The organism is Vibrio sp. V01_P9A10T6 (assembly GCF_963877065.1).
Lineage (GTDB): Bacteria > Pseudomonadota > Gammaproteobacteria > Enterobacterales > Vibrionaceae > Vibrio > Vibrio anguillarum.
The window spans coordinates 24,686-41,874 of sequence record NZ_CAWNTB010000087.1; the positions used below are offsets into that span (position 1 = coordinate 24,686).

16 protein-coding genes and 1 pseudogene are annotated in these 17,189 nt (G+C 45.4%); 8 read left to right on the forward strand and 9 right to left on the reverse strand.

Annotated features, from left to right (window positions below):
- Positions 1-38: 38 nt before the first annotated feature.
- Positions 39-2,399: a Lon protease family protein gene (locus tag AACQ21_RS04815; RefSeq protein ID WP_026027772.1), complete on the reverse strand. Its 2,361-nt coding sequence runs from the start codon at positions 2,397-2,399 to the stop codon at positions 39-41.
- A 209-nt stretch (positions 2,400-2,608) separates the two neighbouring features.
- Between AACQ21_RS04815 and AACQ21_RS04820 the strand changes: the two genes are divergently transcribed.
- From AACQ21_RS04820 to AACQ21_RS04840, 5 genes and pseudogenes are all read left to right on the forward strand, one after another.
- The gene (locus tag AACQ21_RS04820; RefSeq protein WP_176428589.1) at positions 2,609-3,121 is read left to right on the forward strand and encodes a hypothetical protein; all 513 of its coding nucleotides are present in this window, start codon (positions 2,609-2,611) and stop codon (positions 3,119-3,121) included.
- 356 nt (positions 3,122-3,477) lie between these two features.
- A pseudogene (zwf, locus tag AACQ21_RS04825) lies at positions 3,478-4,979 on the forward strand (glucose-6-phosphate dehydrogenase).
- Entirely contained in the window at positions 4,976-5,692 is a 717-nt protein-coding gene (gene pgl, locus AACQ21_RS04830; RefSeq protein ID WP_017046895.1) for a 6-phosphogluconolactonase, read from the forward strand. Before zwf ends, pgl begins: the two are co-directional and overlap by 4 nt.
- Before the next feature lie 13 nt (positions 5,693-5,705).
- Complete coding sequence (gene gnd, locus AACQ21_RS04835) at positions 5,706-7,154, forward strand: decarboxylating NADP(+)-dependent phosphogluconate dehydrogenase (RefSeq protein ID WP_017044907.1); 1,449 nt, start codon at positions 5,706-5,708, stop codon at positions 7,152-7,154.
- Positions 7,155-7,287: 133 nt separating this feature from the next.
- Positions 7,288-7,428 carry a hypothetical protein gene (locus AACQ21_RS04840; RefSeq protein WP_017050239.1) on the forward strand — a complete coding sequence of 47 codons (141 nt, stop codon included), beginning with the start codon at positions 7,288-7,290 and terminating at the stop codon, positions 7,426-7,428.
- Between the two features lie 53 nt (positions 7,429-7,481).
- Here AACQ21_RS04840 and AACQ21_RS04845 read toward each other — a convergent pair whose 3' ends face one another.
- Positions 7,482-8,384: a LysR family transcriptional regulator gene (locus AACQ21_RS04845; protein WP_094149347.1), complete on the reverse strand. Its 903-nt coding sequence runs from the start codon at positions 8,382-8,384 to the stop codon at positions 7,482-7,484.
- 110 nt (positions 8,385-8,494) lie between these two features.
- Here AACQ21_RS04845 and AACQ21_RS04850 point away from each other — a divergent pair, with 110 nt between their 5' ends.
- Together AACQ21_RS04850 and AACQ21_RS04855 are read left to right on the forward strand one after the other, a co-directional pair.
- Positions 8,495-9,358: an MBL fold metallo-hydrolase gene (locus AACQ21_RS04850; protein WP_105976817.1), complete on the forward strand. Its 864-nt coding sequence runs from the start codon at positions 8,495-8,497 to the stop codon at positions 9,356-9,358.
- The gene (locus AACQ21_RS04855) at positions 9,352-9,975 is read left to right on the forward strand and encodes a DsbA family protein (protein WP_105976818.1); all 624 of its coding nucleotides are present in this window, start codon (positions 9,352-9,354) and stop codon (positions 9,973-9,975) included. The genes AACQ21_RS04850 and AACQ21_RS04855 overlap by 7 nt, the downstream gene beginning before the upstream one ends.
- A 45-nt stretch (positions 9,976-10,020) precedes the next feature.
- On the opposite strand, the gene AACQ21_RS04860 is transcribed toward AACQ21_RS04855, so the two are convergent.
- The 6 genes from AACQ21_RS04860 to rbsD all read right to left on the reverse strand — a co-directional run bounded on the left by AACQ21_RS04860 (position 10,021) and on the right by rbsD (position 16,020).
- On the reverse strand, positions 10,021-11,028 hold the full coding sequence (locus AACQ21_RS04860) for a substrate-binding domain-containing protein (RefSeq protein ID WP_013868172.1): 1,008 nt from the start codon (positions 11,026-11,028) through the stop codon (positions 10,021-10,023).
- 16 nt (positions 11,029-11,044) lie between these two features.
- Positions 11,045-11,965 carry a ribokinase gene (gene rbsK, locus AACQ21_RS04865; protein WP_105976819.1) on the reverse strand — a complete coding sequence of 307 codons (921 nt, stop codon included), beginning with the start codon at positions 11,963-11,965 and terminating at the stop codon, positions 11,045-11,047.
- A gap of 177 nt (positions 11,966-12,142) precedes the next feature.
- Positions 12,143-13,021: a ribose ABC transporter substrate-binding protein RbsB gene (rbsB, locus tag AACQ21_RS04870; protein WP_010320543.1), complete on the reverse strand. Its 879-nt coding sequence runs from the start codon at positions 13,019-13,021 to the stop codon at positions 12,143-12,145.
- Between the two features lie 73 nt (positions 13,022-13,094).
- The gene (gene rbsC, locus AACQ21_RS04875; RefSeq protein ID WP_010320544.1) at positions 13,095-14,063 is read right to left on the reverse strand and encodes a ribose ABC transporter permease; all 969 of its coding nucleotides are present in this window, start codon (positions 14,061-14,063) and stop codon (positions 13,095-13,097) included.
- An 11-nt stretch (positions 14,064-14,074) separates the two neighbouring features.
- Positions 14,075-15,580 (reverse strand): ribose ABC transporter ATP-binding protein RbsA, encoded by a 1,506-nt coding sequence (gene rbsA, locus AACQ21_RS04880; RefSeq protein WP_105976820.1) that lies wholly within the window; start codon positions 15,578-15,580, stop codon positions 14,075-14,077.
- Positions 15,581-15,600: 20 nt separating this feature from the next.
- A complete protein-coding gene (gene rbsD / locus AACQ21_RS04885; RefSeq protein WP_013868176.1) occupies positions 15,601-16,020 on the reverse strand; it encodes a D-ribose pyranase in 420 nt (139 codons plus the stop codon).
- A 306-nt stretch (positions 16,021-16,326) separates the two neighbouring features.
- Here rbsD and AACQ21_RS04890 point away from each other — a divergent pair, with 306 nt between their 5' ends.
- Positions 16,327-16,587, forward strand: coding sequence for a DUF3012 domain-containing protein (locus AACQ21_RS04890; RefSeq protein ID WP_013868177.1), 261 nt, complete (start codon positions 16,327-16,329; stop codon positions 16,585-16,587).
- A 68-nt stretch (positions 16,588-16,655) separates the two neighbouring features.
- On the opposite strand, the gene AACQ21_RS04895 is transcribed toward AACQ21_RS04890, so the two are convergent.
- Positions 16,656-17,039 (reverse strand): hypothetical protein, encoded by a 384-nt coding sequence (locus AACQ21_RS04895; protein WP_019281225.1) that lies wholly within the window; start codon positions 17,037-17,039, stop codon positions 16,656-16,658.
- Positions 17,040-17,189: the final 150 nt, after the last annotated feature.

The window sequence follows — 17,189 nt, forward strand, 5'->3', positions numbered from 1 at the left end:
TAAACCATTAACAATATTTCAAAAATCACCCAATAAGGTTATTTTCTAAGCGCATTCAGTTTGGCTTGTGCTAAACCGAAGATGGTATCAACCGGGTAGCTGCCATCTTCTGTTGCTTCGCCTGCGGGTTTGCCAGTAAAGAGCTCAACCGCTTCAGTGACATGTTCAATAGCCCAGATATTGAACTCCCCTTTCTCGACCGCTTTAACAACGTCAGCGCGTAACATCAGATTGTGCATGTTTGAACGAGGAATGATGACACCTTGCTGGCTGGTGCGCCCTTTGATTGCACACACATCAAAGAAACCTTCAATTTTCTCATTCACACCGCCAATCGGCTGCGACTCACCAAATTGGTTCATCGAACCTGTGATCGCAATATCTTGGCGATTAGGCCGTTTAGAAAACGCAGACACAATCGCACAGAATTCGGCCATGCTGGCACTATCACCATCCACACCACCGTATGATTGCTCAAATGTGATGGTCGTGGTGAGTGGTACGCGCGCCGTACGGCCAAATACCGAAGAAAGATACGCGGATAAAATCATCACACCTTTAGAGTGGATGCTGCCACCCAGATCGACACTGCGCTCGATATCGATAATGTCACCATCGCCATAGGAAGTGGTGGCGGTAATACGGTTTGGCGCACCAAACATATGATCGCTGGTGCTCAATACCGACAGCGCATTCACCTGCCCGACCGCCATGCCTTGCGTTTGGATTAGCGTTGTACCGTTAACATACGACTCCATCACACTGTCTTGCAGGCGGCTCACACGCATCTCTTGGTTGCTGAGCGCCTCTTCGACATGATTCTGGCGGATCATGTTTGAATTCGCCTGCTTCGCCACATAGTTAGATTCGCGTAACAAATTGGCAATATGCGCCGAATGAAGTGACAGTTTGCCTTGATCGCCCGTTGTACGTGAACTGTGTTCAATGATGCGTGCAATCGCTTTACGGTCGCAATGCAGCATATTGTTGTCGTGCACTATGCTCGAAATAAAACGCGCGTAATGTAGCTCGGTATCGGGCGTACGTTTCATTTCATCTTCAAAATCGGCCGTTACTCGAAACAATTCGCTAAATTCAGGATCGTAATGAGTCAGCAGCTGATAAGTGTGGTAATCACCAAATAGGATGATTTTCACATTTAGCGGGATAGGCTCTGGGTCAAGTGAAACCGTCCCTGTTAGCGTGACCTCTTTTTCCAAAGAGGTAAAACTCATTTGACGTGAACGCAACGCACGCTTTAAACCGTCCCAAACATAGGGCTGTTCAAGCACTTTCACCGCATCCATCAACAGCACACCACCATTGGCTTTATGTAAACTACCCGCTCGAATCAACGAAAAATCAGTAAATACTGTGCCTTTAAAAGTCGCCGTTTCGATATAACCAAATAGAGAGTGGTAGTTCGGGTTCTCTTCTACTACGATCGGTAGCTTGTCTGAAGGCTGGCTGACCAGCACATTGACTTTGTAGCGACGCGGCAGACGCTTATCTAAAGAAGCTGTCGCGACTTCGCCTTGCTCACTGTCTTCATCTAAGAAAATGTCTGCATTATCGACGATGTCTTTTTGTAACTCCGTGAGATACGTTTTGATGTCTGGGTAGCCAGAATAATCTTGCTTAAGCTGCTTAATAAAGTGGGTAATGACGCCAAGCGTTACTTCATCATTGAGCTTTTTGATCTTCTCACTGTAGGAGTCTTCCCATTCTGTCAGTTGACGTACCATATTGCGTAGGCTGATTTCTAGCTCATCAATGGTATGGCTAAAGTGCTCTTGCTCTTTTTTAGACAAGGCGTCAAAGGACTCTTCGGTGTGCATCTCTTCACCGTTCATCGCAACAAATTGATAATCGCCTTGAGTGGTGATGGTTAAGCTAATGCCTTTATCTTTGGCTTCTTTACTGATGCTATCCAATTCACTTTGCTGTTTTTGTGCCATCTGATTTTTCAGTTTATCGGCACGAGCAAAGTAAATCTCGTTATCAAAAGCTAACGGGATCGCATTGACCAACTTATTCATTAACTTTTCAATGTCTTGCTTGAGTTTAACCCCAATACCCGAAGGTAACTTCAGCACTTTTGGGGTTCGAATATCGCTGAAATTGGCCACATAACACCAATCAAACAACGCATCGACATCATGTTGATGGCGGTTTAAATAGCGCAAAATCATCGTACGTTTGCCCAACCCATTACGGCCAATAGCGTAGATGTTGTAACCCTTCTCTTTGATCGACATTGCAAATTCGACCGCTTTTTGCGCCCGTTCTTGCCCCACAATCTCATCAACTGGGTCTAACTCCTTAGTTGATTTACAAGGGAGTTTTTCTAACTGGGCAACGTGGTAGAGCTGCTCTGCATTCAATCGTTGAATCGCCATCACTCCGCTCCTTAGCTTTTGGATTCTTGTTGTAGTTTGACCTAAGTGTAGAAGCAATTCATTTATATTTTAGCGAGTTACACCTTATTCGCGTTTAACCGAACAAATAATAAACAATCACCACACTTAAAATCGCAAATAACAATTATTTGCATTTGATAATAAATTGCATTTAAATAAGTAAACGCCGTCATTCTGGAGAATTGAGTATGGACTTACAACAGTGCTGGACAAGCTATCTCAAGGCTGAACAACTATTAGTGCAGGGGCATTGGCCACAAGCACACTGTTTGTTTGAAGATGTACTGCACCATATGCCAAGTCATATTCAATCAGCGCTAAACTGCGAACATACAAAACCTTGCCAGTTGGTGTGCTTGATCTCTGGGCTATGTGATGCTGCTGTTTCTCAATCTGAAATTTTCAACCACTTGGGCCAGCATAAACAAGCCTTTGATGTCTTAAATCAATCTTATGCTCTGCTGCAGTTTACTGCGATTGAGCCCAACGCCTTGGTTAACCGCCTTGCCAACGTACTCACCAAACAAAGCGATGACTTGCTCAAACATATGGGTGCTTTTTGTTCAGCGCAGCGCAGTGCGACTTGGATGTTGGAGTTCGAACACGTACAAAAAGCGCACCACTATTTCAACCAACTCAAACGTTATAACCAAGTACAGGCTCAAGTTCCGTCGTCAAACTGTCATTGTTCAACTGAATAATCACCATAGAGTTACCATTCCGGATAAGACTGACCACCTAGCATCATTCACAGCCGCTATAAGTAACGTGCTGTGGTCAGGGGATGAGACTTAGGCAGAACGTAACCTCTCACCCTGAAAATGTGTCGAGATGGCATGAGAATTTAATCGATTGCGTTATCAATAGTTGATGTATGTCAAATTGTCGTAGACAATACGCACCCGAGTCTAGGGGCGATCCCTAGACTGCGTTCTGCACTTTTGGAGGAGCGCATTGGTTTTAACTATCAACATTATAGTTAGAGCCTATTTTCTATTTTTGCATGACGCTGCTACCGTTGGCGCATGCTAAATACCTCGTTTTTAAGGGAAAGATGATGGTAATACCTGAAAACAGCAGTATTGTGATTTTTGGTGCTTCAGGCGACTTAACCTATCGCAAGCTTATACCTGCTCTGTATCACTTGTTCGCCAGTGATCAACTGCCGAAATCCTTTGCTATTCTGGGTGTCAGCCGAACCCAATACAGCGATGAGTCATACCGTGAAAAATTAAAGCGCTCTCTTCAGGAAATGGAAAAGACCGTCCCAGATATTCTCGACGCCTTTTGCGAGCACTTGCATTATCAAGCGATCAATACTTCAGATGTTGCAGAATACGCGCAGCTCGCCACGCGTCTTGACTCTTTGGCTGAGCAATACCAATTCACGCAACGCAACACTCTGTTCTATCTCGCGACGCCGCCGAGTCTTTATGGCGTCATCCCGGCCAATCTCGCAGCGCATGGATTAAATAGCGAAGCGCAAGGTTGGAAGCGTTTGATCATCGAAAAACCGTTTGGTTATGACCTCGCATCGGCTCAAAGCCTTGATATCGAAATTCATCGCCATTTCCAAGAACACCAGATCTACCGTATCGACCATTATTTAGGCAAAGAGACGGTACAAAACCTGTTGGTTTTCCGTTTTGCTAACGGGATGTTCGAACCTTTGTGGAACCGAAATTTCATTGACTATGTCGAAATTACAGGCGCAGAATTTTTGGGCGTCGAAGAACGCGGTGGCTATTACGACGGTTCTGGTGCGGTACGTGATATGTTCCAAAACCATTTACTGCAAGTGTTAGCTAGGTTAGCATGGAACCACCAGCCGCCATTAATGCCGATTCAATTCGTAACGAAGTCAATAAAGTGCTGCAAAGCCTGCAACCGCTTTCTGATGATGACCTACGCCATAACCTCGTACTGGGGCAATACACGGAATCGGAAGTTCGTGGCCAGTTTTTACCCAGTTACCGTGATGAACATGGTGTGGCAGCAGATTCGCGCACTGAAACTTATGTCGGTTTGAAAATGTTTATCAATAACTGGCGCTGGAATGGCGTGCCATTTTATGTGCGTTCAGGTAAACGTTTACCAACGCGCGTCACCGAAGTGGTCATTCACTTTAAGCGTACGCCACACCCTGTTTTTGGGCAAAATGCCCCTGAAAACAAGCTTATCATCCGCATTCAGCCCGATGAAGGCATTCAAATGAGCTTTGGTTTGAAGGAGCCAGGTGCGGGCTTTAAAGCCAAAGAAGTCTCCATGAACTTCCATTACACATCACTGGAAGAAACCAAGATGTTGACCGCTTATGAACGGCTCCTTTTGGATGCGCTCAACGGTGATGCAACTTTATTTGCGCGTACCGATGCCGTAGAAGCGTGTTGGAAGTTCGTGCAACCTATTTTGGATTTTAAACAAGACCCTCAATCGCTGTTTGGCTATGCCTGTGGCACGTGGGGACCAAAAGAGTCTGATTTGCTGCTACACAATGATGGCCGCGCGTGGCGCTTCCCGTGTAAAAACTTGACCGATACGGATTACTGCGAATTATGATCAATCATAAAATTTTTCAAACCCCAGAACAGGTGGTTGAAACGCTCGCCAATGAAATGCAACGCTATAGCGAGCAAGGTCAACCAGTTCATATCTCCCTTTCCGGTGGCAGCACACCCAAAATGCTGTTCAAATTATTGGCCAGTGAACCTTATGCACAGGCGATTGCATGGCAAAACCTGCATTTTTGGTGGGGTGATGAACGCTGTGTTGCTCCTGACGATGCCGAAAGCAACTTTGGTGAAGCCAATACACTGCTGTTTAGCCAAGTGAACATTCCACCTCAAAATATTCACCGTATTCGCGGCGAAGATGATCCACAAACCGAAGCTAAGCGCTTTGCCGATGAGATGGCAAAAGTCATTCCATCCGTCAACGGTACTCCTGTTTTTGATTGGATTTTGCTCGGTGTTGGCGCAGATGGCCATACGGCATCCCTGTTCCCTAATGTGACCGACTACGAGGATGAGAATTTATCTTTAGTGGCAACGCATCCGGAATCAGGCCAACTTCGTGTCTCTAAAACAGCGAAAGTGTTGGAAGCTGCAAAACGCATTAGTTACCTCGTTCTTGGCGCAGGTAAAGCCGAGATCGTACACGAAATTCACACCACGAAAGCCGAGGATCTTCCTTATCCGGCTGCCAAAGTTAAATCAACAACTGGCGAAACAGAGTGGTTTTTAGATTCAGATGCCGCAACAAAGATTGCGTGAAGGAGAGAAATAAATGAAAGGTGATATCGGTGTAATCGGCCTAGCAGTGATGGGCCAAAACCTTATCCTAAATATGAACGACCACGGTTTTAAAGTGGTAGCTCACAACCGTACCGCGGCAAAAGTCGATGAGTTCCTAGCAGGTCCAGCGAAAGACACCAATATTGTTGGTGCTTATTCACTGCAAGAGTTAGTCGATAAACTGGCGACGCCTCGCAAAGTGATGCTGATGGTGCGTGCGGGCCAAGTCGTGGATGATTTCATCGACCAACTGGTTCCGCTACTCGATAAAGGTGACATCATTATCGACGGTGGTAACACGAACTTCCCAGACACCAACCGCCGTGTTGCCGCACTGCGTGAAAAAGGTATTCACTTTATCGGTACAGGCGTTTCTGGCGGCGAAGAAGGGGCACGTTTTGGCCCATCGATCATGCCAGGTGGCGCACCTGAAGCTTGGGAAGCCGTGAAGCCAATTTTCCAAGGTATCTCAGCAAAAACCGAAGCTGGTGAACCTTGCTGTGATTGGGTGGGTAACGACGGCGCGGGCCACTTCGTTAAAATGGTACACAACGGTATCGAATATGGCGATATGCAGCTAATTACCGAAGCTTATCAGTTTATGAAAGACGGCTTGGGTTTAAACCATGATGAAATGCAAAAAGTGTTTGCTGATTGGAACAAGACCGAGCTCGATAGCTACCTAGTGGAAATCACCGCTGATATCTTAGGCTACAAAGACGAAGATGGTGAAGCTCTGGTTGAGAAAATCCTCGATACTGCTGGCCAAAAAGGCACAGGTAAATGGACGGGCATTAACGCACTCGATATGGGTATTCCGCTGACGCTGATCACTGAGTCAGTTTTCTCTCGTTGCCTTTCAGCATTGAAAGATCAGCGCGTTGCTGCCGAAGCGCTGTTTGGTAAGAGCAATATGCAGATCGAAGGTGATAAACAAGAGTGGGTTGATGCACTTCGTCAAGCGCTACTTGCGTCTAAGATCATCTCTTACGCACAAGGCTTTATGCTAATGCGCCAAGCGTCTAACGAGAATGGTTGGAATCTTAACTACGGTAACGTGGCATTGATGTGGCGTGGTGGTTGTATCATCCGCTCCGCATTCCTGAGCAACATTCGTGATGCGTTCGAAGCTAACCCAGAAATCGCCTTCTTAGGTTCAGATGCCTACTTCAAGGGCATTTTGGATAACTGCCTAGCGGCTTGGCGTAAAGTAGCGGCCAAATCAATGGAAGTCGGCATTCCAATGCCATGTATGACCTCAGCGCTCACTTTCTTAGATGGCTACACCACCGCTCGCTTACCGGCTAATTTACTGCAAGCCCAACGTGATTACTTTGGTGCTCACACTTATGAGCGTACTGACCGTCCACGTGGTGAATTCTTCCACACAAACTGGACTGGTACAGGCGGAAATACGGCGTCTACCACTTACGACGTATAAAAAATTCGGCTTACGATGAAAAAAGGACTAGCTAAGCCCCTTCATCTACGCCTATAATTTGACCGTCATGGAGGATGTTAACTAGGTTAACATCCTCTATTTTTTTGTTTCCAAAACTACATGAGATCCAAAGATGACCATCAATAAGTTCTATGTACTTGTCCCACAGGCTGTGGAAGAAGACACTCATAGGGAAAATGAAGTTCAATCTGCTATGGAAGCTCAACGTCAGGCATTAGTGCAACAAGCGCAGAAACAAGGCGCAGTAGCATAATCCATAAGCAGAGTGTGGCAACACGCTCTGCTTATCACTCCTCTCTACCTCATCTATAGGCATATCGTTTGCCAATCATGACTCACGAAATACTCCTTTAAGTGATCAATCAAAGCTCTGACAGCGGGTGATAAATGACGCCGAGAAGGATATAAAGCGTAAATGTCCATTTTCTTCGGTTGCCAATGCGCTAACACCTGCTGTAAGTCCCCCCTTTCTAACGCACCCTTGGCTAGATAAGTCGGCTGTAAAGCAACGCCCATCCCATGGATAGCCGCATGTAACAAAGTGGTGGCTTCATTCGCAGTTAGCTGGCATGGCACCTCCACCGATTGATGCTTATCATCTTGTTTTAAATGCCAAATATGTCGCTCAAAGTTTTTGTATCCAAGACAACGATGCTGTGAGAGATCGCTTGGTGTGAGTATTGGCTCACAGCGCATTAGATACTCAGGAGAGGCAACCAATACAGAATCACATTGGGCGATAGGGCGCCCGATTAAAGAAGGATCGGGATCGGCTGCAATACGGATCGCTAAATCAATTCGCTCTGCAATCAAATCTGCGGTTTTATCCTGTACATCAATATCAATTTCGATATTTGGATGCGTATTCAAAAAAGGTTTAACGGCCGGGATCAGTTGAGAAAAGCCAAACGACATGCTGGTCGCAATCCGGATTTTTCCAGATAACGACTGTTGATCCATCAACTGATGTTCCAATTGCTGCGCTTGCTCGACCCATAATTTTATCGCGTCTAGGCATTGAACTCCTGCTGATGTGAGCGATACTTTTCGTGTGGTTCGGTTTAATAACCGAGCTTGTAACCAAGTTTCCATGGTTTCAACATGCCGAGTCACCATAGGACGAGAAATATCCAGCCGTTCCGCTGTCGCCGTAAAACTTTGGGTAATCGCTATATCTAAAAAGACCTGAGCTGCTGTGAGTTTGTCCATGATTAGTTCAAATTAAGAAACAATGATGTTGGTTATTCGCTATATATCCGAACCAATCTAATTCGTATGATAGCTGCCGAACCGATAACATACTCTTTGGATAAATAATCATGAAAACACTGACTCTACTTACAGCAACCACACTCATCAGCAGCACCGCGTTTGCAGCACAACAACCTTTGACACTTGACGTCTACAATGCAGATGGCAATAGCTTCCATGTCAACTCCACTTTGGTTTATGGCGAAACAGAAGCGATGGTGGTTGACACTGGCTTTACTAAAGCCGACGCACTCCGTATTGCAGCAAAAGTGCTCGACTCTGGCAAAAACTTAACCACGATTTTTATTAGCCAAGCTGACCCTGATTACTACTTTGGCGCTGAAGTACTGCATGACATGTTTCCACAAGCGAAAGTGCTCACGACTCCTGGCGTACGTGCAACGATTGCAGAAAAACTCGAAGGTAAACTGGTATTTTGGGCTCCAAAAATGGGTGCAAATGCCCCTGTAAAACCAATACTACCAACGGCTTATAATGGCAAAACCTTAACCATTGATGGGCAAACTATTGAAATTCGCGATGCGGATGGAGAATTAGCGCATCGTCCTTATTTATGGATACCAGCCAATAAAGCGATTTTAGGTAACGTCGCGGTATACGGAAATGTTCATTTATGGATGGCTGATGCACAAAGTGATGCGAGCCGCCAAGCTTGGGCGCAACAACTTGATCAAATGAAAGCACTCAAACCAAACGTAGTGATCCCGGGGCATATGACTTCTGGAACAGCGCTTGATGCTTCTTCAATTGAATTTGCACAACAATATCTTATGGATTTTGCTAAAGCCAAAGCAAACAGCAAAGACAGCGCTCAGTTAATTCAAACCATGCAAAACCTTTACCCTAATGCTGGCCTACCAATGGCTTTAGAAATTGGTGCCAAAGTTCATATGGGTGAGATGAAATGGTAAACGTCCACTATATTTTCGACTCAATGTGTGGCTGGTGTTACGGAGCAACCTCTCTGATTCAGCAGTTGAATGAAATGAGCGGAGTAAAACTGCACCTTCATCCGGGTGGAATGATTGAGCGATCGCCTCTTTCAGATGGTTTTCGCCAGCATGTACTGCAAGCTGATCAGCGTATTGCTCAGCAAACAGGAGCCGTATTTGGGGAAGGTTACATCGCCAAAATCAAAAGTGGTGAAACCGTGATATTGGACTCATACGTTACTGCTCAAGCCATTATTGCAGCGCAATTACTCGGTGTATCGCCAAGTGTTATGCTCAAAAGCATTCAACAAGCGCATTACCAGCAAGGTTTGCCTGTGGCCGATACTGACACATTGGCACTGTTAGCCCAATCGCTTGACCTAGAGCCAAATCAATGGGAACAAGCGATGGAGCAAGCCAAAGCTCAGTTACCAGAGCAGTTAGAGCAGACGCAAAGCTTAATGGCGCAATATCAGCTTTCTGGTTTTCCCTCGATTGTGTATGAAGCAGAGGGGCAATGGCGAACCGTATCTGTTAGCCATTTCTATAATCGACCGCAGCAATGGGCTGATTTCTGGAAAAATATGACTCAGTAATTAGTGCCTCATCCCTCTCTTGACTAAAGAGAGGGATTTTTCCATCTACTTGTTCATCATTTTGATGCTTTTACGCACCACTAAAGTCGGCTCTAATTGGACAATTTGCGGTTCGAGCGCTTCGTTTTCTAAACGGGCAAGTAAGGTGTCAACTGCCGCTTTACCTAAACGATATTTGGGTTGATGAATAGTGGTTAGAGCTGGCGACATAAAACGGGCGATGTGAATATCGTCATATCCCATCAGCGAAAGATCTTCAGGAATGCGGATCCCTTTTTCATTAGCTGCATTAATCACACCCATTGCCATCATGTCATTAGAGACAAAAATCGCACTCGGCAATGGCCCTTTAGCTAACATTTTATTGAACGCTTCGTAGCCACCTTCACATTCAAAATCGGATTCAACAATCCAATTGGGATAAATGTCCAAACCTGCTTCCAAGACAGCGCGCTTATAGCCTTCATAACGCATTTGAGCTTGGTGTCGAATCAATGGCCCGGTAATACAACCGATTTCTTTATGACCGCACTCAATCAAATAGTTCGCCGCAATATAACCACCACGTAAAGAGTTATCTTGTATTTTATCGCTAGGAAAGAGCATTGGGCCCCAATCCATCACCACGACAGGGATATCTGGGTAGCGTTCAAAAACGTCAATCCGCTCACCTTCTAAGGTGGAGCACATCAAAAGTAAGCCATCAACGCGCTTTTGCAGTAACGTGTTGATAGAGGCTTGCATCCGCTGGCTATCCCCTTCGGTATTACACAAAATAAGGTTATAACCTTTGTGATAGCAACTGCGCTCTACCCCTTTGACCACTTCGCCAAAAAAGGGGTTAGTCGAAGTGGTCACTAACATGCCAATGGTACGCGTTCGGTTCATTTTGAGACTGCGAGCCAATGCTGACGGGGCATAGTTCAGATCTTGCGCGGCTTTATTGACACGCTCAGCAATTTCATCGCTCACATAGCGAGATTTATTAATGACATGGCTGACGGTAGACGTGGATACGCCAGCTAATCTTGCAATATCTTTCATTGTCGCCATGTCTGTTTTTCCTATTCTATTGATGCTGAGCGAGAAACGCGTCCACTTCTACTCGGGTGGGTATTGAGGTTTGCGCGCCAAAACGGGTAACAGAAATGGCTGCCGCAGCATGCGCAAATTTAATGGCTGATTCTAAAGGCATATCTTCCAACAAACCCGTGACCAAAGCACCGTTAAACGTATCACCTGCCGCGGTGGTGTCTGTCACATCGACTTTAAAACCAGCAATCAGTTGACCACGCCCATTTTGGCTTAGCCAAACGCCTTTTGAACCTAAGGTGATCAAGACGATTTCAATCCCTTTTTTATGCAGTTCATTGGCCGCTAATTGCGCTGTGTGATCATCATCAACCGTGATCCCCGTTAAGCGCTGCGCTTCCGTTTCGTTTGGTGTGATCACATCGACACATTCTAGCAGAGTATCAGGCAGATCTCGGGCAGGCGCTGGGTTTAAAATCACATTGGTACGATTTTGTTTGGCGATTTGCGCAGCTTTAATAATGCCATCGATTGGCGTCTCTAATTGCATCAATAAATATTTGGCCGCGCCAATGGCGGCTAAATCCGGTTCAATGGCATCAGCCGTCAGCTTGTCATTCGCCTCTGCCGAAATACAGATGCTGTTTTCTCCGCTGTCCGAGACTTGGATCATCGCAATGCCCGTCGGACAATTGGGCTGCATTTTAACTCCCGCAATGTTCATACCATCGAGCTTAAAATTCTCACGAATATTGATACCGAATGCATCGTCACCCACGCAGGCAATAAAACCGATATCCGCTTTTAATCGCGCGGCCGCTACAGCTTGGTTGGCCCCTTTACCACCGGGAATAACTTGATAATGACGACCATGCAGCGTCTCGCCCGGGCGAGGAAATGAAGGCACTTGCAAAACATGGTCAGCGTTAACACTACCTAATACCACTAACTGATTCATAATTTGTCCTTTGTTCATGAGTGAACATGTTTGAAATAGAGCTGGAGAGGTTTGGCTTTTGTGGCTTCACCTGAAAAAACAAACCTATCGAGCCTGATTACTGATTATTAATGGCTGAGGGGTTATAGAGAAGAGGTAGCTCTCTACGAGCCAGTAAAGAGCTACCTACAGCAAAGATTATTTGCTGATGATTTTTAGAGGAACCGGAATGTACTCATCCACTTGTTCGCCTTTTAGCATTTTATCGGCCGTTTCAATGCCAAGTGCACCAATCATGTCTGGTTGCTGAGCAACAGTCGCAGCAAGTTGGCCGCGTTCTACCGCCGCGATACCATCGTCGGTACCATCAAAACCGATGATCATCACCTCTTTGCCTGATGCTTGAACGGCGCGAAGTGCACCCAATGCCATTTCATCATTTTGGGCAAATACGGCTTGAACATCTGGGTTTGCCGCTAGCAGGTTTTCCATTACATTCAAACCTTTAGTGCGGTCAAAATCAGCAGGCTGGCTCGCAAGCAGTTCCATTTCACTGCCTTTCACCGCGTTCATGAAACCTTCTCCACGCTCACGAGCGGCCGATGTGCCGGCAATCCCTTCCAGTTGAATGACTTTGGCTTTTGCACCGATTTTTTCGACGATAAAGTGACCGGCCATTTCACCACCGACTACGTTATCAGAAGCGATGTGGCTCACAACATCACCACGGCTTGCACCGCGATCCAGTGTCAACACTGGCACTTTAGCGCGGTTGGCCATACGAATGGCGTTAGAGACGGCATCAGAATCGGTTGGGTTGATCAAAATCGCTTTAACGCCACGAACGGTTAAGTCTTCTACGTTTGATAGCTCTTTGCTTGGATCATTTTGTGAATCCAAGACGATCAGGTTGTAGCCTAGCTCTTTCGCTTTCGCTTCTGCGCCATCTTTCATAGTGACAAAAAATGGGTTGTTCAGAGTGGATAGTACAATCGCCATGGTGTCTTGCGCATGCGCAGCCACAGAGACAGTGGTGGAAAGTAGAGCAGCAGAGATTAAAGTTGCAAGTTTTTTCATCTTTATAGTCCTTTTTGTAGGGGCCGTTTTAAAGCTAATATGGCTCGCTTTAAAACGGAGGTTTTCTATCGTGTTACTTATTTTTGTTATCCACGAGTACCGCGAGCAAAATAACCACGGCTTTCGCAATCATTTGGTAGTAAGAAGAGACATCAAGCAGGTTCAGCGCGTTATTAAGAAAGCCGATGATCAGCGCCCCAATTAACGTGCCCATAATGCGTCCTTTACCACCCATCAAGCTGGTACCACCAAGTACGACGGCAGCGATGGCATCCAGCTCATAGCCCATACCAGCAGTCGGTTGCGCAGAAGAGAGGCGAGACGTGACGATGATGCCAGCCAGCGCAGCCAATAGACCGCAGATGGCGTACACACCAATTTTCACGCGATCCACATTAATGCCTGACAATCGCGTCGCAGACTCATTGCCACCTAGCGCGTAAACATAGCGGCCAAAACGTGTATGGTTGAGTAAGTACCAAACCGCAGCAAAGACCACCACCATCATCCACACCGGAACGGGAATACCCAACGCGTAACCTGTACCAAACCAAGCAAAAGCGTCTGCAGTATCGGTAAAACCTGTCGAAATTGGACGCCCATCGGTATAAACCATGGTCACACCACGCAGTAAGGTCATGGTGACTAAGGTGGCAATAAACGCCTGCACTTTACCTTTGGCGATAATGATGCCGCTAATCGCACCCAGTGCCGCGCCAGCAAGTAACGCTGTAGGGACTGCGATAATGACCGGAATCTCAAGACCAATCATGGTTGCAGCAAAAGCGCCGCACAACGCCAGTACCGAGCCAACACTCAAATCGATACCTGCCGTTAGAATAACCAAGGTCATCCCCACAGCGATAATGGCGTTGACTGAGGTTTGGCGCAAAATGTTCAGTATGTTGTCAACCGTGAAGAAATTGGGGTTTAAAAAAGAGACAACGACCACTAAAAAAAGCAAAGCAATCAGTGATTTTTGCTCAATGAGCCACTCTTTGCTGATCCATTTTCTGCGGTTAGTTTGGGTTGAATTACTCATGCTATTACTGCTCATGCTGCTTCCTCATTGATCTTTTTGCCTACCGCACAGGCGAGTAGAATCTCTTGGTTGGCTTGTTTGGCACTGAATTCGCCGCTGATTCGACCTTCATGCATCACCAAAATTCGGTCACTCATCCCTAGCACTTCTGGCATCTCTGACGAGACCAAAATAATGCTCATCCCTTCGGCTTTAAATTGGTTAATCAATTGGTAAATCTCTTTTTTGGCTCCCACGTCAACCCCGCGTGTGGGTTCATCCAAAATCAAAACTTTGGGACGTGTCATCAACCCTTTCGCAATCGCTACTTTTTGCTGATTGCCACCGGACAAATTACCAATGATTTGATCACGAGATGGCGTTTTGATGTTGAATAGGCGAATAAAATCTTCCACTGCGATGACTTCATCACTGTGTTGAATCTGTACACCTTTGCTAAATTTATTCAACGCACACAGTGACATGTTCTCTTTCACCGACAGGCCAAGAACCAAACCGTCCCCTTTGCGATCTTCTGAAATATACGCGATACCGTTTGCGAGGCCATCTTGTGGGCTGACTGGGTTGATGGTTTTGTTCTCAAGGTTAATCACGCCTCGCTCACTGGGCAGCGCGCCGTAAATCACTTTCATTAATTCAGTGCGCCCTGCGCCCATCAAACCCGAAACACCGAGGATTTCACCTCGTTTGAGCGTAAAATTAATGTCATGCACACCTGAGCCCGTGAGGCCTATCACTTCAAGGCAAGTGTCGCCGTGCTTTACCTCAATACGTGGGTACTGTTCTTCTAATTTCCGGCCGACCATCATCTCAATCAGGCCATCTTCATTGGTGTCAGACACTTTGCACTGGCCAATGAATTTGCCATCACGTAACACGGTAATATCGTCACAAATTTCAAAAATTTCTTTCAACCGATGTGAGATATAAACAATGCCGCAACCTTGTTCACGCAGCTCATTAATCACATTAAATAACGATTCAGTTTCGGTATCCGTCAGCGCATCCGTCGGTTCATCCATGATGATCACTTTCGACTCAAATGAGAGCGCTTTTGCAATCTCAACCATCTGTTTCTCACCAAGGCTTAAGTCACCCAACAAGGTCTTGGAGCTGTGTTTAACATTTAAGCGAGCCAGTAGTTTGTCGGCGGCTTGGTACATTTCATTCCATAAAATTCGCCCCATCGCACCGGTTATCTCTCTACCCAGAAAAATGTTTTCAGCAATGGTTAATTCCGGAATCAAATTCAACTCTTGGTGAATAATGCTGATGCCCGCTTGTTGTGAATCTCGTGGGCCTTTAAAGGCGGCTGGTTTTCCTTGGTAAGTGATAGAACCCGCATCCAATGAATAGATACCCGTCAACACTTTCATTAAGGTTGATTTACCCGCGCCGTTTTCGCCCATCAACGCCATCACGCGGCCGGGGTAAACATTGAGGCTAGCTTTATCGAGCGCTTTCACGCCGGGGAACGCTTTTTCAATCTCACTGAGCGCTAAAATTGCTTGAGTCATAGTGGATCCTCAATCGCGGCTTAAAACACGACGCCTGCTTGAAAAATAACATTCGCATACGGCGTACATTCGCCTGTTCTTACCACGGCGCGGCTGCGCATAGTGCGCTCTTTAAAATCTTGATGAGAGAGGTAAGTGACAGCAATCGCTTTCTCGCATAACTCCTCTTCCGCTTTCAGCTCAGCAAGCAGTGCTTTGTGATGCTCAGGGCTTACTTGTGCAAACTCTTCAGCAATGATCACACCTTCAATTTGAGATTCAGAAAGAATCACGCGGACCGTGTCAATAAAACCGGGAATACCGTGAGTTAATGCTAAATCAATACGCTGCACTTCATCAGGAATGGGCAAACCTGCATCACAAATTGTGATTTCATCGGTATGCCCTAAAGTAGCCACCAAGTAAGAGAGTTCTGAGTTTAATAGGGTACTTTTTTTCATTGTTATACCTTCACGTTAGGCTTTATGTTTCGCTTTTTGACACCTTTCTATCACTCTTGAATCGTTCAAGAAAATCTCATCGAAACGTTTCGATGAATCCTAGCGTAGCAAAAATAATTTGCACGATGCGAAAATAGGTAATGTGATTTTGATCGTTGATTAGTGAGCTGAGGAGTAAAAAAGAGTGAGGACCATCACTGAGTGATTTGTCATTAGATGCCCATTTTTAGCATAGGATTAACACTGAGACCGTGATTTTCGGTATAGTCACTCCGAACAAAAATCGCATCCATTTGGAACTCAAACATGAAAAAAATAGCCTTGGTATTGTTTACTGCATTCTCACTCGCCGCCTGCTCAGAAGTGGGCAGCGAAGCATGGTGTCAAGATATGAAAGAGAAACCAAAAGGCGAATGGAACGCCGGGCAGGCGGTGGATTATGCAAAGCACTGTGTCTTCCAATCACAAATTGGCAGCGACGCGTGGTGTGAAGATATGAAAGACAAGCCAAAAGGTGATTGGACAGCGAATGAGGCTGGTTCTTACGCTAAATATTGTGTGCTGTAAGAAGGGAGTCCCCAGAGCTAGGTTGGCTCTGGGAGATTGCAAATAAAAACATGATGTTCTACAAAAATCTATTTAGCGAAATCTTCACATACATCACTAACCATTTTTATTGCTACGTATTCATTAGCATACTTACGTATAATCATCGGAGTTTGAGTATCATAACTGCCCCACTTTGCTTTATCTATAAAACAAATATGTATTCCACTACTGGTTTCTTTAAGAAACTTAATCTCATACTTCCAATAATCACTTTCAATCAGAATTGATTCATTTGATATCTTCGGTTTAGGTAAATCCAACTGTGGAAAATAGCGCTGATTCTCAGATATTTTCTGCATAAGCGAGCTATTAAACGATGTTATATCTAAGGATTTATATATTTCATTGCTTGAAAATGCATGAGCATAGGATGTTATTATACAAAAAAGAAACACCAGTGATTTTTTCATTTTATTTCTCCTATTAATTTTGCTTCTTTTTTTCTGCGCGTGGGATATTTATCACCAAATTTCATTAAGTTATCATACATTTCTACCCAATTTTGTTCGATGGCTTGCTTCCAGAAATTTTCTGTCTCTGATGGTAAATAACCATATTGG